The sequence below is a fragment of the Natronolimnobius sp. AArcel1 genome (assembly GCF_011043775.1).
Lineage (GTDB): Archaea > Halobacteriota > Halobacteria > Halobacteriales > Natrialbaceae > Natronolimnobius.
The window spans coordinates 381152-405243 of the sequence record NZ_JAAKXY010000003.1 but is presented as its reverse complement, the minus strand read 5'-3'; the positions used below and the strand labels follow the sequence as shown (position 1 = coordinate 405243).

Genomic DNA, 24092 nt, shown 5'->3' with positions numbered 1-24092 from the left:
GGCTACTATAACTGCTGTTCTCACCCGAGTAACTCGAATACGATGACGACCGCCGCGAGAAAGACGTGCTCACCGTCGATAACGAAGCCGTAGAACAGCGGCCCGCGCTCGGCGGTCGCAAAGGGAATGTAACAGGCGACGTAGACGTTCATCGCGAGGACAACGAGTAACGCACTCGAGAGCGTCGTCAGTGCAACGACGGCGATGACCGCCGCTGCAACCACGAGAGTGCCAGCCTGTGCGAGTCGCCGCGTTCGGGGGACGCCAACCGTGTTCGGCACCGTTGCAATCCCTTCCGCGCGGTCGCCCTCGATGTCTTTGATGTCGAAAACGACCGCTGCAATCGTGATCATCGCGGTGATGTAGCCCGCGAGAAACAGGATTTCAGGCGTCCAGAGGCTGTCGTAGTAGTAGCCGGCTCCCAGGGGGAGCAGCCCCCAGGCGACGCCGACGAAGAGGTTCTTCACGAGCAGGAGTCGTTTGATGCCGCCAATGGAGTACAACACCGCGGCGACGAGTGGCAACAGCAGATAGATCGCCCCTGGAACCCCCAGGACGACCGCAACGCCAATCGTGCCGAGATAACAGCAGACGCCAATTCCCAACAACAGCCGCCCGTAGCGTTTCGTGAATGCTGCCCGATCAGGGACATTTACCTCGTCTTCCTCGAGATCGGTGAATCGGTTGACGGTGTAGACGAACAGCGTCGCAGCGAAGACGATAAACAGCGGAATCGGCTCGAGTGGCAGGTCCGCCAGCACGACCGTCGTGACGACGACGCTCATCGTCGCCAGCGAAATAAAGAGGTTGCTGTGGACCAGCACACGACAGAACGCCTCGAGTGACGAACGCCAGCGCCGCGCTCGTGACTGTGCGTGCGTGGTCGTCACCGCGGGCCAGCCTCCGAGTGGTGGTGAGACGGATGTGACATCGGATGGGGAGAGCCGAGCGGTCGCGTACCGACCGGACGGGAGCGGCCTCGAGTCGCCCCCATCGCGCGGTTCAGTCACGTCTATGGGCGCACTCGAGTCAAACCCTTCGGTCGGGGCGACAGCTGCTCGAAATCTGGATGGTCTTTCGTGTGTGATTCGACGCGCTAGCGCGAGCGTCGGTGTCAAACGGCACGATAGACTTCGCAGAAAAATTGTTGATTCGAGTCCTCATCAGTGTACCTTGTGGACAAACTTTCACGACTGGGCGCGTTCACCCGTCGCATGGTTTTGATTCGGCAGAAATCAATGGATCGGTGAATTGGTGTCTCGACAGTTTCCTCACCGAAGTTCATGCACGTCGATGGATTCCGCTCGCGAGTGGAAACTGGCAGGATTTAAGCAAGGTCGGAACGGCCCTTCGAATGGCATGAAATTACACGAGTATCAGGCGAAGGAGGTCTTCGCCGATGCCGGGGTTCCGACGCCGGCATCACAGCTCGCCTCTGACGTCGACGGCGTCGTTGCCGCGGCCGATGAGATCGGGTATCCAGTCGCAGTCAAAGCGCAGGTACAGGTCGGCGGCCGGGGCAAGGCCGGCGGTATCAAACTCGTCGACGACGCTGACGAGGCACGAGAGGCAGCCGACGACATTCTCGGCATGGACCTCAAGGGCTACCACGTCGAGCAGGTCCTCGTCGAAGGCGCAGTCGATTTCACCGACGAACTCTACGTCGGGATCACGATGGACCGCGGCGCGGGCAAACCCGTCGCGATGGTCTCGACCAAAGGTGGCGTCAACATCGAAGAAGTCGCCGAGGAAGATCCTGACGCAATCGCACAGGAACACATCGACCCCTCCTTCGGGATGCACCCATACCAGGCCCGGAAGGCCGTCTACGACGCTGGCGTCGACCAGTCGATCGCCCGCGACGTCTCGAGTGTCCTGACGACGCTCTACGAACTGTGGGCCAACCGCGACGCCTCCGATACCGAGATCAACCCGCTGATGGTCACCGCAGACGACGAGGTCATCGCGGCCGACGCCGTGATGAACATCGACGAGGACGCACTCTTCCGTCAGCCAGAACTGGCCGAGATGGAAGAAGAAGCCGCAAGCGGCGGCGACGATCTCGAGCAGAAGGCAGACGAGTACAACTTCGACTACGTCCGCCTCGAGGGCAACGTCGGGATTATCGGCAACGGTGCCGGGCTTGTCATGACGACGCTCGACCTCGTCGACCACTACGGCGGCGAGCCAGCGAACTTCCTCGACGTCGGTGGCGGTGCAAAGGCCGACCGGATCGCGAACGCGCTCGATATGGTGTTCTCCGACGAGAACGTCGACTCGGTCGTCTTCAACATCTTCGGCGGCATCACCCGTGGCGACGAGGTCGCCAAGGGGATCAACGAAGCACTCGAGCAGTTCGACGACATTCCAAAGCCGGTCGTTGTCCGACTGGCCGGAACGAACTGGGAAGAGGGGATGGAAATTCTGAACGAGGACCTCGTGACGGTCGAACAGACCCTCGAGGATGCGGTTCAGCGGTCTGTTGCATACGCTGATGAGGTGAGCGAATAATGAGCGTACTAGTCGACGACGACACGCGCGTCGTGGTACAGGGAATTACGGGCGGGGAAGGCAAGTTCCACGCCGAACAGATGATGGAGTACGGCACGAACGTCGTCGCCGGTGCGGTCCCCGGCAAAGGCGGGCAGGAAGCCGCTGGCGTGCCGGTCTACGATACGGTCCACGAAGCCGTCGAAGAAGAGAACGCCGACACGTCGGTCATTTTCGTCCCGCCAGCGTTCGCGGGCGACGCGGTCTTCGAGGCACTCGACACGGATCTCGACCTCGCCGTCGCGATTACGGAAGGCATTCCGACGCAGGACATGGCGCGCGTCAACAAGCGCCTCACCGAGACGGACACGCGACTTATCGGTCCGAACTGTCCTGGCCTCATCACGCCTGGCGAGGCCAAACTCGGTATCCTCCCTGGAAACATCTTTTCGGATGGGAACGTCGGTCTCGTCTCCCGCTCGGGGACGCTGACCTACCAGGTCGTCGATAACCTGACCAATCGCGGCATCGGTCAGACCACCGCCATCGGTATCGGTGGCGACCCAATTATTGGAACGGACTTCGTCGACGCCCTCGAACTCTTCGAGAACGACGACGAAACCGAGGCAATCGTCATGTGCGGTGAGATCGGTGGCGAAGACGAAGAGGAAGCTGCCGCGTTCATCGACGAGCACGTCGACACGCCCGTCGCTGGCTTCATCGCCGGCCGAACGGCACCGCCAGGGAAGCGCATGGGCCACGCCGGCGCAATCGTCTCCGGCTCCGGTACTGGGACGGCAGAGAGCAAGATCTCAGCACTCAACGACGCTGGCGTCCCTGTTGGCGATACGCCAGAAGAAGTCGCGGATCACATCGAAGAGTTCCTCGGCTAACGCAGCCGATACGCAGCGAGCGTTCGTTTTCGCTCGACTGTTTTCTGTCCTCGAGACAGAGACATCTCCAGAGAGCGTTCTGACGAGCACTCAAAACAAACGAATCCGCGATGTCCATGACCAGCGTGGGCGAGCAATTAAAACGGGGAGAGCGCAGCGAGGACGCGCCGGATGAAGCCGGGCTTCGAGTCCGGCTCGTCTTCGGACTCAGAATCTGTCGCTTCCGCAGCGTCACTCGAGGCGGGTTCATCAGCCCGCGTAGCCTCGAGCGAGGGGATTGCGTCGGGATTCTCCGACTCCGCGTCGGCGTCTCGGTCCGAGATTGGGGCCGTCTCATTGTCACCTTCTGTCGACTCAGTGCTGGATTCTGCGGCCGAATCGGCTGTAGTCGCCGATTCTGACTCCTCGTCCTCGAGAATTTCGGCCGTCATCGCTTCGGGTGTGGTCGCCTCCGCAGTGTCTGCCGTGTTGTTCTCGTCGTCCGACTGAGCGGGCGCTGGCTCGTCCGTTTCTGTATCAGCGTCGGCGACGCCATCGGGATCGACCCAGAGGAACTCCTCGTCTTTCGTGCGGCCCGTCAACAGGAGTTCCTCGAGTTCGTCCTCGTCCGCGAGCAAAGCGTCATCGATGTCCGAGTCGGAGTCGTCGACCGGCTCGTCCGCGCTCGCGATGATATCCTCGGGCGTCTCACCCTCGAGTACGTCATCGCTTCCGTCGTCGGTTGTGGTCGTCTCGGCATCGGCTTTGAGCTGGCCGAAGACGCTCGCTGCGGTTTGATCTTCGACGCCGTCAGTGCTCTCCGTGGTCGCCGACGTGGCATCGCCGTTCGAGGGACTGGATTGTCCCTGGCCAACGGCCGCTGCAGCGTGTTGTTCGTCTGCGATTGCCCCAAAGAGGTCGTCGGCACTCGCGCCGATATCGACCCCACCATCGGTCGAACGCTCCCCAATCGTGCTGTCGGTCATGGACTCACTCATAGGAGCTACATAATCCCACGTAATTAACTTTTGGAATTTTATCACTCACGCATCATTAGTAGTTTTCTATATGAGCGTAACGGCCGGATCGGTGCGTATGGGTGACCAACTGTGTACAAACCGGTGTAACAGCGTGAACTTGCACAGAACTGTCCAACCTCTCCCCTCGAGTAGGTTCCAATCGGTGAATACGTTGACTCCGTAACTATTATACTGCCGTCAACAGGTGTGACTAGCGTGGTTTACGAGACTGGAAATACGACGGTTGATGACGCCCTCGAGCGCGTACTCACTGGTGATCGCCTCGATCGAACTGACGGTGTTGCGCTCCTTGCCCAACCGGTTGACGCGCTTGCTGAAGCCGGCGGTGTCGTTCGAGATCGATTCGGCGATGGCACCGTTGACGCTTGTTCGATCGTCAACGCGAAGGCGGGAAACTGCGCCGAAGACTGTGGCTTCTGTGCCCAATCAGTCCACTTTGAGACTGGCATCGACACCTACGATTTTCTTGGTCCTGAGAAGATTCTCGAGGCCGCAAAGCGCGCTGAAGCCGACGGCGCACAGCGTTTCGGGATCGTCGTCGCCGAGAAAGGCGTCTCGAAGGAACACCGGCCCGAGGAGTGGCAGGAGGTCCTCGAGTCGATTCGCCTCGTCCGCGATGAGTGTGCCCTCGAGATCGACGCCTCGCTGGGGATCCTCACCGAAGAGGAAGCCGAGATCCTCGCCGAAGAGGGAATCGAACACTACAATCACAACATCGAAACCTCGCCGCGGTACTTCCCCAAAATCGTCGACACCCACAGTTTCGAGGACCGAGTGAAGACGCTCGAGGTAGCCAAAGACGCCGGGATGGACCTCTGTGCCGGCGTTATCCTCGGGATGGGCGAGACACCGACGGATCGCGTCGAGGCGGCGATTGCGCTCCAGGAGATCGGCATCTCCTCGCTGCCGGTGAACATCCTCAATCCCGTCCCGGGAACGCCGCTGGCCGAACAGGGCGTCGAGATCACCCGCGAGGAGATTATCAAGACCGTCGCGGTGTACAAACTGCTCCATCCCGAGTCTCGAGTGCGCCTGACGGGCGGTCGCGAGGTCAATCTCACACCCGACGAACAACATCTGCCCCTCGAGGCCGGCGCGGACGGCCTCCTTACTGGTGACTATCTCACGACCGAAGGCCAATCGCCCGCCGAAGACCTCGAGATCATCGAGCGCGCGGGTCTCGAGCCGAATCGGTCGGTCAACGAGTTCGACCCTGCGGTGGTGAAAGAGCGCCACGAGAGACAGGACGAGACAGTCGCGACGAGCACGACCGCAGAGTCGGGCGACGACTGAGACGGTTACTATAGTGACTATCATGCACGAAATCACGTTTGCCGTACTCGGAACCGGTGGTATCGGCCGACGAGCACTCGAGGTCAGCCAGCACAAAGAAGCGCTGACGCCGGTCGCGGCATGCGACCGCCACGGTGTCGCAATTGACACTGACGGACTGGCAGTCGAGGAGTTGCTGGCGGCGACGGAGGGAAACATCGACAGCGGCCCCGATGATGCGGCTACGGATGGCGGTGAGACGGCCACAACGGGCGCTCACGTCAAACAGCACGGCACCCAGCGCGGCGTCGTCGCCTCCGAACAGGCGACCGCAACCGATGATCCCATTCAGGCAATCATCGACGCGGGCGCGGAGATTGATGCGGTGTTGCTTGCGCTGCCGAACTACGAACACGACTTCATCCCGCGAACGGCAGACCGGTTCATCGAGGCCGGCTACTCGGGCGTTCTGATCGACGTGCTCAAACGCTCGCGCGTGATCGGCATGCTCGAGGACCGCCGAGAGGCTCTCGAGGCTGCTGGCGTGACGTTCATCTGCGGTGCAGGCGCAACGCCGGGCTTTCTCACTGGCGCGGCCGCACTCGCCGCTCAATCGTTCGTCGACGTCGAATCCGTCGACATCTGGTGGGGCGTCGGCCTGAAATCGGGCTACGAGGACAACCGCGGCACCGTCCGCGAGGACATTGCCCACCTCCCCGGCTACGATATCGAGACCGCGCGCGACCTCTCCGACGCCGACATTGAGGCAATCATCGACGAGCACGACGGCGTCCTCGAGTTCGAAGACATGGAACACGCAGACGACGTGCTCCTCGAGCGCGCGGGAATCTGTGACGCTGAGGATGTCACCGTCGGCGGCATCCTCGATGTCCGACGCGACGAAAAGCCGACGACGACCACGGTGTCGGTGACGGGGACGACCTTCGACGGCGAGCGGGCGACGAACACGTTCGAGTTGGGCGACGAGACGAGCATGGAAGCGAACGTCAACGGCCCCGCACTGGGCTACCTGAAAGCTGGTGTCCGACGGCATCGAAACGGCGAGTACGGCGTCTTTGGCCCAGCGGAGTTACTTCCTCGGTTCTGATCGAATCAGGTCTCAGTGCGATCGGCAAACGAGAACCGTGAAAGTGATACCACGGCAATGACTCCCTTCACGCGAATGGAAGACCGCGGGTTCGACCTCGAGGGTCGGCGCTCCACGCTCGAGGAACGCGAGTTGAAACGAACGCTGTCGCCCGTCGACCGGGTTGCCGAGCGGGGCTACTTCGCAGCACCCTCAGGAAGCGATCTGCCGGTGCTCGACGCCGACGAGGCGCTCGTGTTCGGTTCGAACAACTATCTCGGATTGGCTGCCGACCAGCGCGTCCAGGACGCTGCCCGACAGGCCGCCGCGACCGTCGGCACAGGCGCGGGCGCGAGTCGACTCGTCACCGGCGATACGATGGTTCACCGCGACCTCGAGCGTCTGCTCGCCGAGACGAAATCGGCCGAGCGCGCGCTGGCGTTTTCCTCCGGCTACGCTGCAAACGTCGGCACGCTCACCGCACTCGAGCCCGACGTGATCTTTTCGGACGAGTTGAATCACGCGAGTCTGATCGACGGTTGTCATCTCTCTGGCGCCGAAACCGTCGTCTACGACCACCGCGACATGGCGGATCTGCGCTCGAAACTCGAGGCGCGGGCCGAGCGCGCGCCCGGTGAAACCGAATCCTGGCTCATCGTCACCGATACCGTCTTCAGCATGGACGGCACCGTCGCGCCGCTGACTGCGATCTGTGACCTCGCCGAGGAGTTCGGCGCGTGGGTCATGGTCGACGAAGCACACGCAACTGGGCTCTACGTCGACGGCGGCGGCGTCGTGCAGGCTGAGGGCCTCGATGATCGTGTCCAGATCCAGATGGGGACACTCTCGAAGGCACTCGCCAGTCAGGGCGGCTATGTCGCAGGGAGCACCGCCTTGATCGAGTGTCTGGTAAACGACGCTCGCTCGTTCGTCTTCTCGACGGGGCTCACGCCGCCAGCCGCTGCAACAGCCAGCGAGGCGTTACACCTTGCGCGCCACACTGACGCCCGCGAGCGCCTCTGGGAGAACGTCAGTCACCTCCGGGATGGCCTCGAAACGATGGGATTCGACGTCCCCGGAGACTCCCAGATCCTGCCGGTGATCGTCGGCGACCGAAGGGATGCACTAGCGCTCGCCGCGGGCTTGCGAGAACGCGATATCGTTGTCCCCGCGATCCGCCCGCCATCAGTTCCGGAGGGGACGAGTCGACTCCGTGTCACGCCGCTTGCCACGCACGATCAGTCCGATATCGTGGCCTGTCTCGAGGCATTTCGTACCGTCGGTGAGGAACTCGGACTGCTGTAACGATGGCAGGGCACAGTGAGCACTCGAGCAACGCCACCCCACCGGTCGCCGTCGTCGGCACCGGAACCGGCGTCGGCAAAACCGTTCTAACTGCGGCTCTTACACGATACGCTCGAGAAGCGGGAATCAACGCTCGAGCGATCAAACCCGCCCAGACGGGGCATCCGCCCGACGACGATGCGGCGTTCGTCGCCGAGGCCTGTGGCGACAGCGACGCGGCGACGTGTTCACGGTACCTCGAGCCAGCGCTCGCGCCGCGGGTCGCAGCCGAGGTCGCCGACGAACAGCTTTCCTACGAGGCAATTCTAACAGCCTGCCGGGCCGAATGCGAGCGGCCCGAACGCGCGTTCGTCGAAGGAATCGGCGGCCTCCGCGTTCCACTCGCCGGCGACCACGAGGTGATTGATCTCGTTTCCGATCTCGAGGCCAGCGCCGTCGTCGTCACCCGCTCGGGACTGGGCACGCTCAATCACACCGCGCTCACGGTCGACGCACTCGAGCACCGCGGCATCGACGTTGTCGGCATCGTCTGTAACGAGTATACCGGCGAGACGCTCGCCGAACGGACGAACCCCGACGAACTCGAGCGCATGACTGGCTATTTTGTTGAGACAGTGGCGCCACTCGAAGGTGATCCAGAAACGCTCGCAGACGGGGTTATTGAGGCCCTCTCGAGTGATTTTCTCGCGCGAGTCGCGAGTGTCTCTGACTGAGACTGATAGCCGAATTGGTCGACCGGAGCAGGTAGTCCAAAACCATATAGTGGCGTGTCATGAATTACCAATACAGGTGTACGTGTGATCGAAGCCGCTACCCCGATTCTGAACGGACTCATCGATTACGAAAAATTTGTTGAACTCATGGAGCCGTTCGTTCTCACCGCTGTGATCGTGACGCCGATCCTCCTTGGTGCGCTCTACGTCGGTGCGCGCTCGCTTCTCCGTCGCTACCTCAGACGAGACTCGAGTGCAAAGAGCGGTCCCTACGAGCCAAAACTGCGGTAACCGATGATAACAGTCGGTTTCCGGGCGGTTTCCGGGCGGTTTGCGTGCGGCTCGACTACATAAAGTCGCTCAGACCCGACTGATCCTCGTCCGGTTCAGTCGGTTCTGGCTCTTGCTTTGACTCACTCGAGCCATCCCCGGCCCTGTCGTCCGTTGACGCACTCGAGGCTGCAAGCGTTGCCTGTCCGTCGGCCTCATCCTCGCTGGTATCGGCTTCGTCAGTCTCGTCGTCCGCGCTCGAGTCCTCGGTGTCGCCGGTATTGAAGAAGGCAGAGCCGGAGTGTTCGACGGCGAGTTCGGCCTGTTTCTCCTCGGCGTCCGCGACGATAGACTGGACTTTGTTCGTGTCTTTGCCGCTGCCGGTGATGAACGAAACCTCTGACTCATCGAGGTCGTAGGTTGCAGTCATTTGCAGAGTGAGGTCGCGATTCTTGCAGTGGTGAGTCATCGCCGACAGGTAGGGCAGAATCTCGCGGCGAGCCGTTGCGACGCTTGTCCCCTCGCGCTCGGCGATTCGCTCGGCGATGCCATCGCGCGTGTTCCGTGTGCCCTTACTGCGGCCGAGCTTCGACCAGTAACTCGGCGGACCATAGCGCGTCCAGCCGCCTTTTGGCTCGCGACGGGAGGCTGCAACACCTGCGGTCATGTTGTCCGTTGCGTACCGCCAGAACGAGTAGTTCTGACTCGAGCGCACGCGGCCGAGCCAGCGGTCGGCGTTCGCGAGAAAGCCGTAGGCGTCAGCCAGCTCCGCGCCGTGGTAGTCTTTCGGGACGTTGTCTTCGATCCAGTTCAACATCTCGTCTGGATTCTCGTCGACGTCGTACGATGCATGGAGTGCGCCCTGTGCGTCCTCGTTTTTGATGACGGTATCGAGGAACTCGAAAATGCCTTCTGTCGTGTCGCGGTCGCCCGTCACGACATCATCGACGGTCAAGCGGCCAGTGTCATCGGCGACCGCTTGCAGGTCGTTAACCGCCGAGCGCAGGTCGCCGCTCGTCGCATCTGCGATTTTCTCGAGGGCGGCGTCTTCGTACTCAATGCCCTCGCGTCGGCAGATATCCCGCAGAACGGGGACAATCGAGCGCTTGGAGACGTCGCGGAACTCGATTGTCTCGCAGCTATTGCGAAGCGAGTTGCTCATATCGTAGAACTCGTTCGCAACGAGGACGATTGGCTGGTTCGCGTCTTTGACGACTCGAGTGACCTCTCTCGAGCCACCGTAGTCTGCGTTGCCGTGGAAGTTGTCCGCCTCGTCCAAAATTACGAGTCGGCGTCCGGCACCGCCCGCGGTGAGCGTCCCGCTCTTTGCGGCTTCACCCGCAATGCGCTCGATGACGTCTGCCTGACGGTCGTCACTGGCGTTGAGTTCCATCACCGGCCAGCCCATGTCGTTGGCCAGCGCGTGGGCCGCTGAGGTCTTCCCCACGCCGGGACTGCCGTGGACGATCACTGCCTCCCCGTGGTCGTCCCAGGTGTTTGCCCACTCCTCGAGTTTGTCGCGGGCTTTGTTGTTCCCGCGTACCTCCGACAGCGTCGTCGGGCGGTACGTCTCGGTCCAGTCGCTCATTGGCTGTGCTTGGTGGGAGTCGTGTTTAGTGGTTGCGGAGCGTCACTCCTCGCTGACCGTTTTCAGGTCAAGACGGGACGTAACATTTGCATACGTATCGTCACTCGAGGCGATGGTGTCGCCGTTTGATTCGACGAGGTGCAGTGCGTCGAACGGTGTGAATCCGTGGTCCTCGACGTACGTCGCCGCTGTAACGACCGTCTCCACGTCACCGCGCACGTCGACGAGGGTGCCAGCATTCGAAACGACGCGTTCAGTGTCACGGTCCTCCCGGTAGGCAACCATCAGGAGTTCGATTAGTGTGAAGTGTGATGTCCACAACTCGTCTCGGTGTTCTTGATAGACTGTCTCAGCGGCCTCGCCGAGCCAGTCGTCGTCCTTGATGAGCGCAAGAAGGAAGTCCGTCTCAGCGTACATCTACCGTCCAGCCTCGTCGATGGCAGCGTCACGCGCTTCGTCTCGGAGCTCGTCAGCCGACTTGTCGACGTCTGCAAATTCGTCTCTGAGTGCCTCGAGCGGATCGTCAGCGATTGGAACTAGTTTGATGCCGTCAGGAAGCTGAACGACGTGATATCGGTCTCCATATCGCTCGCGGATCTCCTTTGGAAGGGTGAGTCGTCCTCGGTCATCAAGCGCTACATCTGACATACGTCAGTGTACTGTGGGAATCAGTAAAAATCTTCCCTCAAGTTATGAGCATACCCATTTGCCGTCCACGTTGCTCGAGACAGATGTGATTATCCTTCGACGGTCGCTTGGGCTTCGTCGACGTGGTCGTACTTGTCCTCGAACTCCTGGATGAGTTGGCCCATCTTCGCGTACCAGTCGTTGAGCGTTCGCTGCATCTGACCAGCGATCTGGTTTGGATCTGTCGGGTAGTAGACGTGATAGTACCCACCCTGATCGTAGTTGATCTGTTCTTTCTGGATAAAGCCACTCTGGAGCAGTCGCTGAATCGACCGATATGCCGTCGAGCGCTCGCGGTCGACGCGCTCGGCGACTTCGTCAATCGTGAGTGGGTCGTCGCTTTCAACCATCACGCGAAAGCAGTCCTTATCGAGTTGCTTTAGTCCGTGAATACACTCCAACAGCCCTTCACACTCCATATCCTGCTGGAGCAGTTCCGCCATCGATTGTGCCATCGGTATCACGCAGTAGTCGACGCATCGATATAAGGGTTATGTGAATATTGTGCAATTGCGTTGGACAGGCGAACGAGCGCGTCATACTGCTGATTTTCTCTCGAGAACGCGATTATTCGAGACAGGTCACGACGGTCTGCAACTGCAGCGCCACAGTAGAGTTCGGGTCATCACTTCTCGCATCCTGTAGAGGCTGGACAGTCCGTCCGCCAGCGGACGACGAGACCGATTGCGGCCAGTGTCACGACGGTCACGAGGACTTGGCCGAGTCCAGCGCCCGCCGCAGCCGTCGTCCCACCGCCGGCAACGGCGGCTGTACCGGGCGCGAGACAACAGAGGCTCGCAGCGCCCGCGAGACCAAACAGCGAACGGCGCGACATCGTCTCCGACATACTCCACACTCCGCTTGCAAGGCCGATAGGTCTTCGGGATGCTATCTGCGATCAATGAACTGCTGCCGAGTGCGGGCTCCTGATTCAGTTCGCTGCGCAGTTGTTCGGCCCTAACTCGAGTTCTTCGACGTCGCCGCCAGGCTGGGTTTTCCCCCAGTTGATCTGTTTAATCTCGTTGAAATTCGCTGGCTCGTCGGCCAGACTGTCGACGATAGTTTCGACGAACGACTCCTCGTCACCATCTGCGACGTAACTCAGGAGTTCGTTGGTCGCCTCCGCTCGCAACTCGCCGAGATCAGTCGCAAGCGGCCGGACCGACTCATCGTTAAAGTGCCCCGGAAGGACGACAGTATCATCCGCCAGCTCCGTCACCTGCTCGAGACTGTCGAAGAGGTTGCTCGCGGCCGTTCGGATCGCCTCTTCGTCGCCGTCCTCGAGGTCGGGACGGCCGACGCTGCGCAGAAAGAGCGTGTCGCCGGACAGCAGCGCATCGCCAAACTGCAGTGAGACGCTACCGGGTGTGTGTCCCGGCGTGTGATGGACATCGAGTGACCGTTCACCGACTGAAATCGAGTTGCCGTCTGCTAACTCCGTGAGTCGCTCGAGGTCGCCGGTATCGTCGTCGTGGAGGTAGTACGGGACATCGAGTTCACCTGCGAGTTGACGCGCCCCCGAGACGTGGTCGGCGTGGGCGTGCGTGTCGATGACGCCGGTAATCTCGAGATCGCGCTCGTCGGCCGCGTTCAGGTACCGATCAATGTATTGGCTCGGATCGACGACGACAGCCTCGCCGCTGTCGGCGACGAGATACGAGACGCAGCCAGTTCCTGGGCGGACGATCTGGACGATACCGTCAGCCGCATCGACGTCGTACTGGCGATGGACGCGACCCCAACCGTTCATGCCATCGTCGACTGACTTCGCGTCGAGGCCCTGCTTGCGAAGAAACTCGGCGGCGCGTGTTGAGGTAATCCCGGCGACGCAGATTGTCGCGATTTCAGTCTCCTGTGGCAGCTCCTCGAGCCGGGACTCGAGGGTCGAGAAGTCGTACTCGAGGAGTTCGTCGTAGATGGGAATGTTGGCACTGTCCTCGATCTGCCACTCTTCGTACTCGCCTTCGTTTCGGACGTCGAGAACGAACAGTTCCTCCCCGTTCTCGAGGCGCTGTGCAACGGTTGATGGCTCCAGGTTGTTATTGCTCATAATACACAAGATTATTGTCGGAACACGCTTAAATTCGTTGCCTGAACGGGTTGGGACCTGCGAACGTAACTCCATCTCGGAACGTAATCGGAGGGTGAGTGGCGACGTCTCGATCAGTGGCCGGAACACCCAGCGCGTATGAATACACGATCAGCGACTGGAAAGCAGATGCACTGTGAGCGAACATGACTGGAAACTGCAGCGGGTGACGCACACGACGGAGTTATAGTAACAACTGAAACTGTTTGCCACTATTCGCACAGCCATCGTACGAGTAGGTGTGTACTGACTGTCAGTGGCTACTATCGCTCAAATCAGGGTTTCGAAACCGGTGTGATTGAACGAGGGGTACACAGAGTATACCTGTTCGTGAACAACGGCATGAGGAAGACAATACTGTAGTAGGCCGAGCTATCGATAATCGCTCAACAGGTCTGAAATAGGTAGAAATCAAGCATATTTGTGGCTGTCATACTCGACAATTGTTTGATTACTGTGCAATGACCGGTATCCTTTTCAGGGTTGGAATTGTATTGTGTAGTAGCTCCAATATAGAGCGGGATTTACTATGAGTGCTGACTACGATATCACAGAGACCCTCGACGTCAAAGGACAGTCTTGCCCAATGCCAATCGTCAAATCAAAACAGGCGATCGATGACCTCGAGAGCGGTGATGTCTTGGAGGTCGTCGCGACGGATTCGGGGAGCATGAGCGATATCCGGGGGTGGGCCGAGGGGACCAATGGCGTTGAACTGCTCGAGCAGGTCGAATCTGATGACCTGTACACACACTACGTAAAGAAGACGGACTAACATGAGTACAGAGACGCCAGCCGACGACACGGACGCACATCCAGGCGGGAGCATCGAGGTTGATCCTGCCGAACTGCAGGCGCTGCGAGAGCGCGTCGACGAACTCGAGGCCTCACTCGCAGACGCCGGAGAGGATGACGACGGCAAGAAGATGACCATCGTCGCCACGAAGGGGACGTTCGACATGGCCTACCCGCCGTTGATCCTCGCGAGTACAGCGGCGGCGTTCGACTGGGAGGTCATCGTCTTCCATACGTTCTGGGGGCTGGACATCCTCCACGAGGAGAAATCGACGACCCTCAAACTGAGCGCCGTTGGCAACCCGAATATGCCGATGCCGAACGTTCTCGCGGCACTCCCCGGCATGGACCGGATGGCGACGCGCATGATGGAAAAACGAATCGACGAGAACGGCACGCCAACTATCGAGGATCTGATTGCTCTCTCGCTCGAGCAGGGCGTCGAACTGCAGGCCTGTCAGATGACCGTCGACCTGATGGACTACGACGAGGATGACTTCTACGACGGCGTCACCACGGGCGTCGGCGCGGCAACGGCACTGCAGCATATGGCCGAGTCGGACGTGCAACTCCTTATCTGAGGCATCTCTCTGTAACCGAAACGTTGTTTGTGTTGATATACTGAACTGCGTGTATGTCCCTCCCCGCAACTGCCATCTTCTGGCTCTCCCTCGTAGGCATGCTTGTAGTCGCTGCCGGAGTCGCCTTCGCGGTTGGCTCGCTGTACGGGCTGTTCGCCCGCCGTACCGACGACGAAACCGCGGCTCGAGGCGCACTCTTCGTTACAGCATCACTGGCGGCCGTCGTGGGGATCACGAGTTGGGTTTTCATCCCCGCCGGGCTAGCTGTGACGACGCCACTTGATGATGAGAGGGTACTCGGGCGTCTTTTCGCTGTCCCCCTCAGCGCCCTCGCAGCGGGTGTCGTGAGCGCAAGTACGTTTATTGGCCTCGCACGGCGCTATCCAAATTTTCCCAACGTCGACTCACCGTGGCGTGCCGGTCGTCGATACGGGCGCTTTATCGCAGGAGCGTTCGCTGTTGCGTTGCTGTCTGTCACGCTCGCTGGCCCGGCAATTAGCGCCGGACTGGTTGGCATCACCGTATTCCTGTTTGCGTTGCTGATCGGGTTCTGGATTGCCAGTCCGATTTTCCAGTCAGTAACGACCACCACTCGAGCCCCGACCGACGACGAACGGGTACGACTCGACCCACTCCTCGAGCGAGTCGACCTCGAGCCCCGAGGCGTTCGCGTCATCGAGGGCGGTGACCGCTACATCACCGTCGAAATTCTTGGTGCACCCGGCGGCCGCGTGTTGTTCGTGGACGAGGCCGCGCTTTCCTCGCTCGAGGATGGGACGCTGGTGGGAACGCTCACAGCCAGGCGCGAGCAAGCGGCACACTACGAGACGCTCGTATCGCTGGTTGCGTTCGTCGTCGCAACTATTCCGTTGCTTGCGGGTGTCACCGGTACGGTATCGCTCGTTGTCGGTGTGGGGACGACTGCCGTCCTCATCATCGGTGCTACCGCGTTGTCTCGTCGCGTGCGATGGTACACTGACGCCCGTGCTGCAGACCGAATCGGGGCGACTGAACTCGCCGATGCGTTCGAACAAATCGCCGATGCAGCCGGGCTGGATCTGGGAGATCCTGACGATAGAAACTGGCTGTCGACACGTCCGCCGCTTGCAGCGCGAATCGCACGCCTCCGTGAACGCGACGGACTCGAGGCTGGCAGCGACGAGCACCACGGCTAATTGACCACGGCCCCAACGGCCGTCATGAACGTCGCGATCATCACTGTCGGCGACGAACTCTTGGCTGGAACGACGACCAACACGAACGCCGCGTGGCTGGCGAGTCAACTCACCGACCACGGCAGCACCGTCACGCGCATTTTGACGATTCCTGACGAGCGCGACCTCATCGCCGACTACGTCTCGCGTTGGCACGCAGATGACGCGTTCGACGCCATCATCGTCACCGGCGGCATCGGTGGCACGCCGGACGATGTCACCGTCGAAGGCGTCGCCGACGGCTTGAACCGCAACCTCGTTGTCGATGAGTCGATCCACGACGGCCTGCTCGAGAAGGCGGCCACCTTCCGCGAGGAGAACCCGGAACTGGTCGCCGAGTACGACCTCGAGATCGATCTCGAGGCGGCGGCCTCGCTGCCTGCGGACGCAACACCGCTCGTCGTGGAGGAGGCCTGGGCACCGGGCTGTGTCGTCGACGATGTCTACGTCCTCGCGGGTATTCCGGACGAGATGAAAGCGATGTTTCATGCGGTCGAGGCGGATTTTGGCGGGAACGGCACTTCGCGCACGATCTACACGCCAGCGCCGGAAGGCTCCTTACACGACGTGCTCGAGGGTGCGGGCGAGCGATTCGATGTCGACGTCGGGAGTTATCCACGCGGTGAGACGCGGCCGGGTCGGATTCGCGTCTCCGGAACTGAGCCGGAGATCGTTGAGGAGGCCATGGCGTGGGTTCGCGAGCGCGTCGAGACAACTGCAGCGCCTGCATTTGATGATGGTGAGAACTGACTTTTCGAACAACCCGGTAGTACCAGCCTGGCGTCTGCAGCCAGTATCCGGTAGCTACTTGACTCGACCGGGCCACCGACGCATATGAGCGGACGTGGGCCGAAGCGCGAACTCGCAGAGAAGATTGCGGGCGAAATCACGCTCAGTGACGACCCCGGAGCCACGTTGCGCAAGTGGCGAACCGATTTCGATGTCTCACAGACCGATCTGGCCGCAGAACTCGAGGTCTCCTCGTCGGTTATCTCTGACTACGAAAGCGGTCGTCGAGAGAGCCCTGGCATCGCTGTCGTCGGCCGATTGGTGGAAGGACTGCTTGCGATCGACGAACGCCGGGGCGGCGACCGCATCCGACAGTACGGGCGCGTTCTGTCGGCCGGCTTCGATAGTGATGTTGTGCTCGATTTGCGGGAGTATGCGACCTCAGTCTCACTCACACGGCTGCACGACGAACTCGAGGCGACGAGTGTCACGACGGGCGAGACCGATCACGTCAGTGGTCACACGGTCGTCGACAGCATCGAAGCGATTACGCGACTCTCGAGTGAGGAGTTCTTCCGGCTGTATGGCCAGAGTACAAATCGCGTGCTTGTCTTTACGAACGTCACCCGTGGTGAGGGTGTCGGGATTGCCCTGCGTGTCCTCAATCCGACGCCAAACGCCGTCATCTTACACGGTCTCGAGGAGGACGAACTCTGGGAGCACGCCCAGCAACTCGCACGGATCGACGGCTACGCGCTCGCGACGACGACCGTCCCGCTCGAGGACCTCCTCGAACGGCTTGGCTCGCTCGAGTAACCGATGAATCGGACGGATCGTGGGACCCTCGCGTTGCTGGCGGGATATCTAGTGACGTTCGCGATTACGTACGCGCTTGATAGCATGGTCCTTTGGCTCGTCTGGGCGACCCTGATGGTGGTGCTCGTCGGGAGCGTGATGGTGTGGTACAATCGGTGAGAGAGGTTACTTTCCAGCTACCGGACGTCGTCCCGCTGGTTCGATAGTGTCGTCACATGAGGGTGTATTCGACCAGATTGTCTTGGCACGACTCGGCGTTCTCAATTCAAATAGGCAACAAAATGATGGTGTCCTATCCATTGACATTCACCATAGACAGACTTGAGCGAACTCTGCTTGTCTTCTACTTGAGTCACTACTGACACTCACGGCCCGGTCTAAAGTGCTAACTAGGGTTGGACTCGAGGAGCCTTCGGGAGTCGATCTGGTTGTGCCTGATTGTACGATCCGACATCTATGAGTGTTGTTCCCACACAATCAGTCATCGTTGATTGTGGATAATTAATATTCACGTTGATTGTCCCATAGAACTTTGTCGGGCACTCACCAACACACAGCAACGACCGCTATGAGTCAAATTGAGTTAACGAATCGACAACATCGCACTCTCGTGACCTTGGTCAACAAGTATCAGGAGTCGTCGGACCCGATCACTGCTGACACACTTGCTTCCGCACTTGATCGGGATTCGGGGACGCTTCGGAATCAGATGCAGTCGTTGAAATCCCTCCAACTCGTCGAAGGAATCCCCGGCCCTCGAGGCGGGTACAAGCCGACTGAGGCGGCGTTCGAGGTTCTCAACCGAGCCCAGTTCGATGAGCCAGAGACCGTCGTCCTCGCCCAGAACTACGATCGACTGGATATGACCGTCGACACGATCAACCTCACTAACGTACACCACCCTGACCTCTGTCGCGCACACGTCCGTTTCCAGCAGTCGATTCAGGACGTTGCAAAGGGTGATGAGGTCATCATTGGCCCAACGCCCGTCTCGAATCTCGTCCTCGCCGGCACTATCGTCGACAGCGATACGACAACAAACACGCTCATTGTCGACATCGTTCAGTTAGAAGCACCGCTAACGGCTGAGTGACGCGACTGTATGCCAGCCGATTCAGACGGTCCAAAGGCGACCACAACTCGAGGCGACGGCCAACGCGACCGCCGTTCAGACCCAGTCGTCCTGTTCGATATGGACGGCGTCCTCGTCGAAGGCGATGGATCGAACGCGACCGTCCACGCTCGAGCGCTCACAGACGTCCTCGAGGACCCGGAAATCGACCTCGATCACGCCCACCTCTCGGATCTGTCGGCCGAAAACCGCGAGACGCTCGAGGCCTACGAGTATACGCCAGCATTCGAGACAGTCTGTGAATCAATTGAGATCGATCCAGCCGACCTCTACCGACGGCGGGAAGCGTACAGTGCAGACCGTATCGTGGATCGGATTCGGGCCGGAACGCGTGGACTGTACGCAGACGTCGATGCGATTTCGGAAGTCCAGAACCAGTGTGTGACCGGCGTCGTCAGCAGCAACTACGATGCTGTCGTCGCGTTTGTCCTCGAGCACTTCGAACTGGATTCGTTCGCGTTCGCTCGAGGCCGAAGCCCAGGCGTCGACGGATTCTACCGCCGAAAGCCAAATCCGTACTATCTCACCGAAGCGCTCGAAGCACTCGATAGTACCGAAGGATACTACGTCGGCGACCGCGCTTCTGACCTCGTCGCGGCCGAACGGGTTGGCCTTGAGCCGGTGCTCGTTCGCCGACCACACAACGAAGCGCTCGAGCCTGCTCTCGAGACGTATATCGAAATCGAGACGCTCGCAGAGCTGTCAGAAGTAGTTTGATATGGTCGCTGTACTGTGTTTTAGTACAGCAGTGCGTCGTCGTTTTCGACCATGTACAGCGTCCGCGCTGCGATGTTGACCGCGTGATCGGCAACGCGCTCGAGGTCACGGATTGTCAACAGAGTTCGTGAAACGGCCTCGAGCGAGGCGTCTGCACCCCGGTCGGTAGCGACGAGGTCGCGGACAACCTGTCGACTCGCCTGCTCGCAGTGGGCATCAATTTCGTCATCCCGGCTGTCAATTTCGTGGGTGGCCTCGCTGTCGCCGGTCGCATACGCCTGCATCGCGTCCTCGACGAGTGCCAACGCCTCGGTGCCAAGCCGTTCGATATCAATATCCGAATATCGGTCCGTATGTGGGGCGTACTCGGCGAGATTCACGGCGAGATCACCGATTCGCTCGAGGTCGGTGATGATCTTGAACGATGAGGCGATCAGCCGAAGATCACTGGCGACTGGTTGCTGCAATGCCAGCAGATCGATACAGTCACTCTCGATATCGAGGTATAACTGGTTGATCTCGTGATCACCGCTGATCACTCGCTCGGCTCGTTCAGCGTCGGTGTGTTGGTACGCCTCAAGTGCACGTCGGAGTCGTTGGCAGACAATGTCGCTCATCTCGAGGACGGCGTCACAGAGTTGCTCGAGTTGGTGTTGGTAGTCAGTTCTGGGCATGATTAGCCAAATTTACCGGTGATGTAGTCTTCGACGCGGTCGTCTGCTGGGTTCTCGAAAATCGTCGCCGTCTCGTCGAACTCGACGAGTTCGCCGCCGGTGAGGAAGACGGCTGTTTGATCGGAGATTCGAGCCGCCTGCTGCATGTTGTGGGTGACGATGATGACCGTATAGTCTTCGACGAGTTCGTCGATCAGATCCTCGATTTTCGAGGCGGCAACGGGGTCGAGCGCCGAGGTCGGTTCGTCCATCAGGAGCACCTCTGGGTCAGGCGCGATGGCTCGGGCAATGCAGAGTCGCTGTTGTTGCCCGCCCGAGAGGTCAAGTCCCGATTCATCGAGTTGCCCGTTCACTTCGTCCCACAGCGCTGCGCCACGAAGTGCCCGTTCGACTGCTGCATCAAGGTCTACTTCGTCGGCTTTCCCCTGGACGCGCAAGCCGTAGGCGACATTGTCATAGATCGATTTTGGGAACGGGTTCGGTGACTGGAACACCTGCCCAATCGTCCGGCGCACGGCAACGGGATCGACGTCATCGTCGTAGACGTTTTTTTCGCCAAAGTAGAGGTCGCCCTCGACGCTCGCGGCTGGAATGCGGTCGTTCATACGGTTAATCGATCGCAGGAACGTCGACTTTCCACAGCCGGAAGGCCCGATCATCGCGGTCACTCGATTCTTTGGGATCTCGATTGTAACGTCATCGAGCGCCCGGTCATCGTCGTAGTAGACGTTCAACTGTTCTGCACGGACGATTGTCTCCGCATCGTCAGCTGACAGTGAGCGTTCGTCAACGGAGATGTCGGTCTGGATGATCGCGTCGTCTGTCGTCTCAGTCGTTCGATCGCTCGATTCGTCTGTCGTCGGTGTGCTCGAGGTGTTCTTAGACATTACTGATCGACCCTCCATCGGCCTCATACCGCTTGCGCAGATAGCCTGCGAGAGCGTACATCACGACCAAGAACGTGAGCAAGACGACGATGCCGAGTGCCGCCAGCCCGTTGAACATCCGGTCGGCCTGGTAGGTCCAGCTGTAGATCTGGGTCGGCATCGCGCTGAATGACGCGAACGGGCCGTCCGGGTACCGGGTGGCATGAAGCATCGTGCCGACCATAATTAGCGGCGCTGTCTCGCCGATTGCGCGGGCAAGCGCCAGAATCGTTCCGGTCAGGATGCCGGGCATTGCCTGCGGAAGGACGACTCGGCGGACAGTCTGCCACTTTGTCGCGCCCATGGCGTAGGAGCCGTCACGGACGCTCGCAGGCACTGCCCGAATCGACTCGATTGAGGCGACGATGATGATTGGCACGACGAGCAAGGCAAGCGCAATTGCTCCGGCGAGGATGACCGATCCCATGCCGGCGTCGTTGACGATCAGCGCGAGGACGAGCAGCCCGTAGACGATCGAGGGGACACCCGCGAGGTTCGCGAGATTAGCCTCGATCAGCCGTGTTGTCCGGTTCTCCGGGGCGTACTCGACGAGATAGAGCGCACAGCCGACGGCGATGACAAACGCAAGGATCGCCGTCAGTGCCATCAGCCAGAGCGAAGCGATGATCGACGCGCCGAAACCAGCCTGTCCAGCCCGGGAGGACGACGTGCCGGTCAGGAAGTTCCCGATGTCGATATCGAAGTTCGAAAATGCCTGAGCGGACTCCCAGATCACGTCGGCGATCAGTAACACCAGCATGACCAGCCCGAACAGCGAGGCGATCACGAGCAGTCCGTGGAACAGCCGGTTCACCAGTTTTTCCCTGCTGAGATCGACATCAGCGAGGAACTCCGTCTCGCGTTTCGTACTCATCGGTACTCCTCCTGGTATCGGCGTTTCATCCAGTCATTAAGCAAGTTCATCGAGAGCGTCATCAGGAACAACAGCAAGCCGACCGCGAACAGACTTTGATACTCGACGGTGCCCACCGCGGAGGTGCCACGCGCCATCGAGACCAGATAGGCAGTCATCGTCATGATCTCGGCGAACGGATTCGCCGTGAGATTCGCGTTGAACCCCGCAGCGAGCGTAACGGCCATCGTCTCACCGATCGCCCGCGAGACGGCGAGGATGTACGACGCGAAAATTCCCGACACCGCCGCCGGGAGGACGATCCGCGTCGAGACCTGATACTTCGTGGCCCCGAGGGCGTAAGCCCCGTTGCGCAGGTCATCGGGAACGGCCTGCATCGCGTCCTCACTAATCGAAGACACCATCGGAATCGTCATCGTCCCGACGACGAGCACCCCGGCAAGCAGGCTGTAGCGACCGACGCTGACGCCCATCATTGCCTCCGCTGCTGGCTCGAGAAGCCCTGGTGCGAGAAACGCGATGGAGTCGAGCAACGTACCGGCTGGGTTGACTACGTTCGAGGCGATTCCATCCACAATGACTGGAGTGAGAAACGAGACGGCGAAATACCCGTACACGATGGTCGGGACGCCTGCGAGCACTTCAAGCACTGGTTTGAGCTTGTTTCGAGTCCCGGTCGATGCGTACTCAGAGAGATACAGCGCTGTTGCGGTCCCAATTGGAATCGAAACGAACGCGGCACCGATCGTGATTGCGAGCGTCCCCCAGACGATTGGAAGGACGCCGTGTGCGGGCGTCGAGTGGTCGGGCGCCCACCGTGTCCCGGTAAAGAACTCGGTGAACGTAATCGTTCGGGCGAACGAGTCGCCGTCGAACAGTACCTCGCTGATTCGCGCGCCAAAGAAGTAACTGGCCGCGTTATCGAACAGGACCAGGAAGATGGCGACCGTCGTCACGACGGTGACTGCCGCACAGCCGAACAGCGCCCGTCTGACGCGTCGGTTCTTTTCGTGGGCAGCCTCGAGGCTGTCGTCGCCGGAGATTCCCGGTCCGGGTTGCGTTTCTGTACTCATGAATAACTGAAGGGGGAACGATCAGCAGGTTGGTTCAGGGGTCCTGTCGCTCGACAGTGAGGTCATCGGGGTCGTAATCAATGTCCGCGAGGACCGACTCGAGTTGGTCGTGGTTCTCCACGATGTGTTCGTCGGGCGCCCGGTAGAAGCCGACCTCCTCGGCGAATTCGTGCTGGTTGTTGATGTAGAAGCGGGCGAACGAGCCGATCAGGTCCGGCTCCTCCTCCAGCGAGGCGTGGTTGAAGTAGAAAAAGAGCGGCCGGGCAAGTGGGGAGTACTCGCCGCCCTCGATGTACTCCTCTTCGGGTGGGTAAAACTCGCCGTCCATGTCGCTCTCGACGTCGACCGTCTGGAGGGTTCCATCCTGGTCTTGCAGGCTACGGAGGTGGCCGACGCCACCCCAGCCCAGCGCGTACTCGTTGTCCTCGACGGCGTCCCAAATCTCGTCGGTCTGACTCGTCGCGGAGTAGTCATCGCGGATGTTTCCCATCTCGCCGTTGATATTCTCGGTGAAGTAGTCGAACGTCCCAGACGCTGAGTCTCGAGCGTGAAGCGCGATGTCTTCGTCCGGCCAATCGTCGCGAACGTCGCTCCACTGCTCGATATCGGACTCGAACTCCCAGATCTCATTGAGTTCGTCAAGCGTGATTTCGTCACACCAGTCGTTGTCCTCGTTGACCCCGACCGCGAGGGTGTCCTGGCCAACAGTGTAGCTCGTGTACTCGACGTCGTTCTCTTCGGCAAGCTCGATCTCCTCTTCGGTGATCGCGCGGCTCGCACTTTGGAACGCCGAGTTGGCACGGGTGAACTCCTGAAAACCGGCACCTGTCCCCTCGGGTTCGACGTTGACACCGACGCCCGAGTACTCCGCCTCGAAATCTTCCGCGGCGACCTGTGTGATCGGCGCGACCGTGTTCGATCCTGATGCCTGAATTTCTCCCGAAAGGCCGTCCCCGTCGTCACTTCCGAAACAACCGGCCAGACTCGCTGCACCGACGCTTGCGACCGTTGCAATCGCCGCTCTTCGCGTCATCCTATTCCCCGTTGGCTGTTGGCTGGGTGCCATCACCCGATGCTACCGACGGTGTATATAAAAACGGTTCTAATATCTATATATTTGGGTGGGTAAGTATATATTCTTGGCCATA

General features: G+C 60.1%; 28 protein-coding genes. 15 read left to right on the top strand and 13 right to left on the bottom strand.

What is annotated here, in order from left to right:
* Positions 1-20: 20 nt before the first annotated feature.
* Positions 21-890, bottom strand: a complete 870-nt coding sequence (locus G6M89_RS10205) for a UbiA family prenyltransferase (protein WP_343162642.1) — start codon at positions 888-890, stop codon at positions 21-23.
* 469 nt (positions 891-1359) lie between these two features.
* Between G6M89_RS10205 and sucC the strand changes: the two genes are divergently transcribed.
* Entirely contained in the window at positions 1360-2511 is a 1152-nt protein-coding gene (gene sucC / locus G6M89_RS10200) for an ADP-forming succinate--CoA ligase subunit beta (protein ID WP_165161683.1), read from the top strand.
* On the top strand, positions 2511-3383 hold the full coding sequence (gene sucD, locus G6M89_RS10195) for a succinate--CoA ligase subunit alpha (protein ID WP_165161682.1): 873 nt from the start codon (positions 2511-2513) through the stop codon (positions 3381-3383). Before sucC ends, sucD begins: the two co-directional genes overlap by 1 nt.
* Positions 3384-3520: 137 nt before the next feature.
* Here the strand turns inward: sucD and G6M89_RS10190 are convergent, their stop codons facing one another.
* Positions 3521-4348 carry a hypothetical protein gene (locus tag G6M89_RS10190; RefSeq protein ID WP_165161681.1) on the bottom strand — a complete coding sequence of 276 codons (828 nt, stop codon included), beginning with the start codon at positions 4346-4348 and terminating at the stop codon, positions 3521-3523.
* Between the two features lie 249 nt (positions 4349-4597).
* On the opposite strand from G6M89_RS10190, the gene bioB reads away from it, so the two are divergent.
* The 5 genes from bioB (at position 4598) to G6M89_RS10165 (ending at position 9070) form a co-directional block, all read left to right on the top strand.
* Complete coding sequence (bioB, locus tag G6M89_RS10185) at positions 4598-5695, top strand: biotin synthase BioB (RefSeq protein ID WP_165161680.1); 1098 nt, start codon at positions 4598-4600, stop codon at positions 5693-5695.
* A 22-nt stretch (positions 5696-5717) separates the two neighbouring features.
* Positions 5718-6782 (top strand): transcriptional regulator, encoded by a 1065-nt coding sequence (locus tag G6M89_RS10180; protein ID WP_165161679.1) that lies wholly within the window; start codon positions 5718-5720, stop codon positions 6780-6782.
* Positions 6783-6857: 75 nt separating this feature from the next.
* Complete coding sequence (locus G6M89_RS10175; protein ID WP_165162102.1) at positions 6858-8066, top strand: 8-amino-7-oxononanoate synthase; 1209 nt, start codon at positions 6858-6860, stop codon at positions 8064-8066.
* Between the two features lie 2 nt (positions 8067-8068).
* On the top strand, positions 8069-8779 hold the full coding sequence (gene bioD, locus G6M89_RS10170; RefSeq protein WP_165161678.1) for a dethiobiotin synthase: 711 nt from the start codon (positions 8069-8071) through the stop codon (positions 8777-8779).
* An 84-nt stretch (positions 8780-8863) separates the two neighbouring features.
* The gene (locus tag G6M89_RS10165) at positions 8864-9070 is read left to right on the top strand and encodes a hypothetical protein (protein ID WP_165161677.1); all 207 of its coding nucleotides are present in this window, start codon (positions 8864-8866) and stop codon (positions 9068-9070) included.
* A 55-nt stretch (positions 9071-9125) separates the two neighbouring features.
* On the opposite strand, the gene G6M89_RS10160 is transcribed toward G6M89_RS10165, so the two are convergent.
* The 6 genes from G6M89_RS10160 to G6M89_RS10135 all read right to left on the bottom strand — a co-directional run bounded on the left by G6M89_RS10160 (position 9126) and on the right by G6M89_RS10135 (position 13374).
* The gene (locus G6M89_RS10160) at positions 9126-10637 is read right to left on the bottom strand and encodes a replication factor C large subunit (RefSeq protein ID WP_165161676.1); all 1512 of its coding nucleotides are present in this window, start codon (positions 10635-10637) and stop codon (positions 9126-9128) included.
* A 42-nt stretch (positions 10638-10679) separates the two neighbouring features.
* Positions 10680-11054 carry a PIN domain-containing protein gene (locus G6M89_RS10155; RefSeq protein ID WP_165161675.1) on the bottom strand — a complete coding sequence of 125 codons (375 nt, stop codon included), beginning with the start codon at positions 11052-11054 and terminating at the stop codon, positions 10680-10682.
* Positions 11055-11285: an AbrB/MazE/SpoVT family DNA-binding domain-containing protein gene (locus G6M89_RS10150; RefSeq protein WP_165161674.1), complete on the bottom strand. Its 231-nt coding sequence runs from the start codon at positions 11283-11285 to the stop codon at positions 11055-11057.
* Positions 11286-11374: 89 nt separating this feature from the next.
* Positions 11375-11779 carry a helix-turn-helix domain-containing protein gene (locus G6M89_RS10145; protein WP_165161673.1) on the bottom strand — a complete coding sequence of 135 codons (405 nt, stop codon included), beginning with the start codon at positions 11777-11779 and terminating at the stop codon, positions 11375-11377.
* Positions 11780-11949: 170 nt separating this feature from the next.
* Positions 11950-12171, bottom strand: coding sequence for a hypothetical protein (locus tag G6M89_RS10140; RefSeq protein ID WP_165161672.1), 222 nt, complete (start codon positions 12169-12171; stop codon positions 11950-11952).
* 84 nt (positions 12172-12255) lie between these two features.
* Positions 12256-13374, bottom strand: a complete 1119-nt coding sequence (locus tag G6M89_RS10135; RefSeq protein ID WP_165161671.1) for an MBL fold metallo-hydrolase — start codon at positions 13372-13374, stop codon at positions 12256-12258.
* A gap of 568 nt (positions 13375-13942) precedes the next feature.
* On the opposite strand from G6M89_RS10135, the gene G6M89_RS10130 reads away from it, so the two are divergent.
* From G6M89_RS10130 to G6M89_RS10095, 8 genes are all read left to right on the top strand, one after another.
* On the top strand, positions 13943-14188 hold the full coding sequence (locus G6M89_RS10130; RefSeq protein WP_165161670.1) for a sulfurtransferase TusA family protein: 246 nt from the start codon (positions 13943-13945) through the stop codon (positions 14186-14188).
* A gap of 1 nt (position 14189) precedes the next feature.
* Positions 14190-14789: a DsrE/DsrF/DrsH-like family protein gene (locus G6M89_RS10125; protein WP_165161669.1), complete on the top strand. Its 600-nt coding sequence runs from the start codon at positions 14190-14192 to the stop codon at positions 14787-14789.
* Positions 14790-14842: 53 nt separating this feature from the next.
* The gene (locus G6M89_RS10120) at positions 14843-15964 is read left to right on the top strand and encodes a peptidase (protein WP_165161668.1); all 1122 of its coding nucleotides are present in this window, start codon (positions 14843-14845) and stop codon (positions 15962-15964) included.
* Between the two features lie 24 nt (positions 15965-15988).
* Entirely contained in the window at positions 15989-16753 is a 765-nt protein-coding gene (locus G6M89_RS10115) for a molybdopterin-binding protein (protein ID WP_165161667.1), read from the top strand.
* 84 nt (positions 16754-16837) lie between these two features.
* Positions 16838-17548, top strand: a complete 711-nt coding sequence (locus tag G6M89_RS10110) for a helix-turn-helix domain-containing protein (RefSeq protein ID WP_165161666.1) — start codon at positions 16838-16840, stop codon at positions 17546-17548.
* Positions 17549-17551: 3 nt separating this feature from the next.
* Complete coding sequence (locus tag G6M89_RS10105; protein WP_165161665.1) at positions 17552-17707, top strand: hypothetical protein; 156 nt, start codon at positions 17552-17554, stop codon at positions 17705-17707.
* 409 nt (positions 17708-18116) lie between these two features.
* Entirely contained in the window at positions 18117-18641 is a 525-nt protein-coding gene (locus tag G6M89_RS10100; RefSeq protein WP_165161664.1) for an HTH domain-containing protein, read from the top strand.
* A 9-nt stretch (positions 18642-18650) separates the two neighbouring features.
* Entirely contained in the window at positions 18651-19397 is a 747-nt protein-coding gene (locus tag G6M89_RS10095) for an HAD family hydrolase (protein ID WP_165161663.1), read from the top strand.
* 20 nt (positions 19398-19417) lie between these two features.
* Here the strand turns inward: G6M89_RS10095 and phoU are convergent, their stop codons facing one another.
* The 5 genes from phoU to G6M89_RS10070 are packed head-to-tail and all read right to left on the bottom strand — an operon-like array spanning position 19418 to position 24010.
* On the bottom strand, positions 19418-20071 hold the full coding sequence (gene phoU / locus G6M89_RS10090; RefSeq protein WP_165161662.1) for a phosphate signaling complex protein PhoU: 654 nt from the start codon (positions 20069-20071) through the stop codon (positions 19418-19420).
* 2 nt (positions 20072-20073) lie between these two features.
* Positions 20074-20958, bottom strand: coding sequence for a phosphate ABC transporter ATP-binding protein PstB (gene pstB, locus G6M89_RS10085; RefSeq protein ID WP_165161661.1), 885 nt, complete (start codon positions 20956-20958; stop codon positions 20074-20076).
* A complete protein-coding gene (gene pstA / locus G6M89_RS10080) occupies positions 20951-21871 on the bottom strand; it encodes a phosphate ABC transporter permease PstA (protein ID WP_165161660.1) in 921 nt (306 codons plus the stop codon). Before pstA ends, pstB begins: the two co-directional genes overlap by 8 nt.
* Positions 21868-22944, bottom strand: coding sequence for a phosphate ABC transporter permease subunit PstC (pstC, locus tag G6M89_RS10075; protein WP_165161659.1), 1077 nt, complete (start codon positions 22942-22944; stop codon positions 21868-21870). The genes pstA and pstC overlap by 4 nt, the downstream gene beginning before the upstream one ends.
* A 34-nt stretch (positions 22945-22978) precedes the next feature.
* Positions 22979-24010: a substrate-binding domain-containing protein gene (locus tag G6M89_RS10070; RefSeq protein WP_165161658.1), complete on the bottom strand. Its 1032-nt coding sequence runs from the start codon at positions 24008-24010 to the stop codon at positions 22979-22981.
* Positions 24011-24092 lie beyond the last annotated feature (82 nt).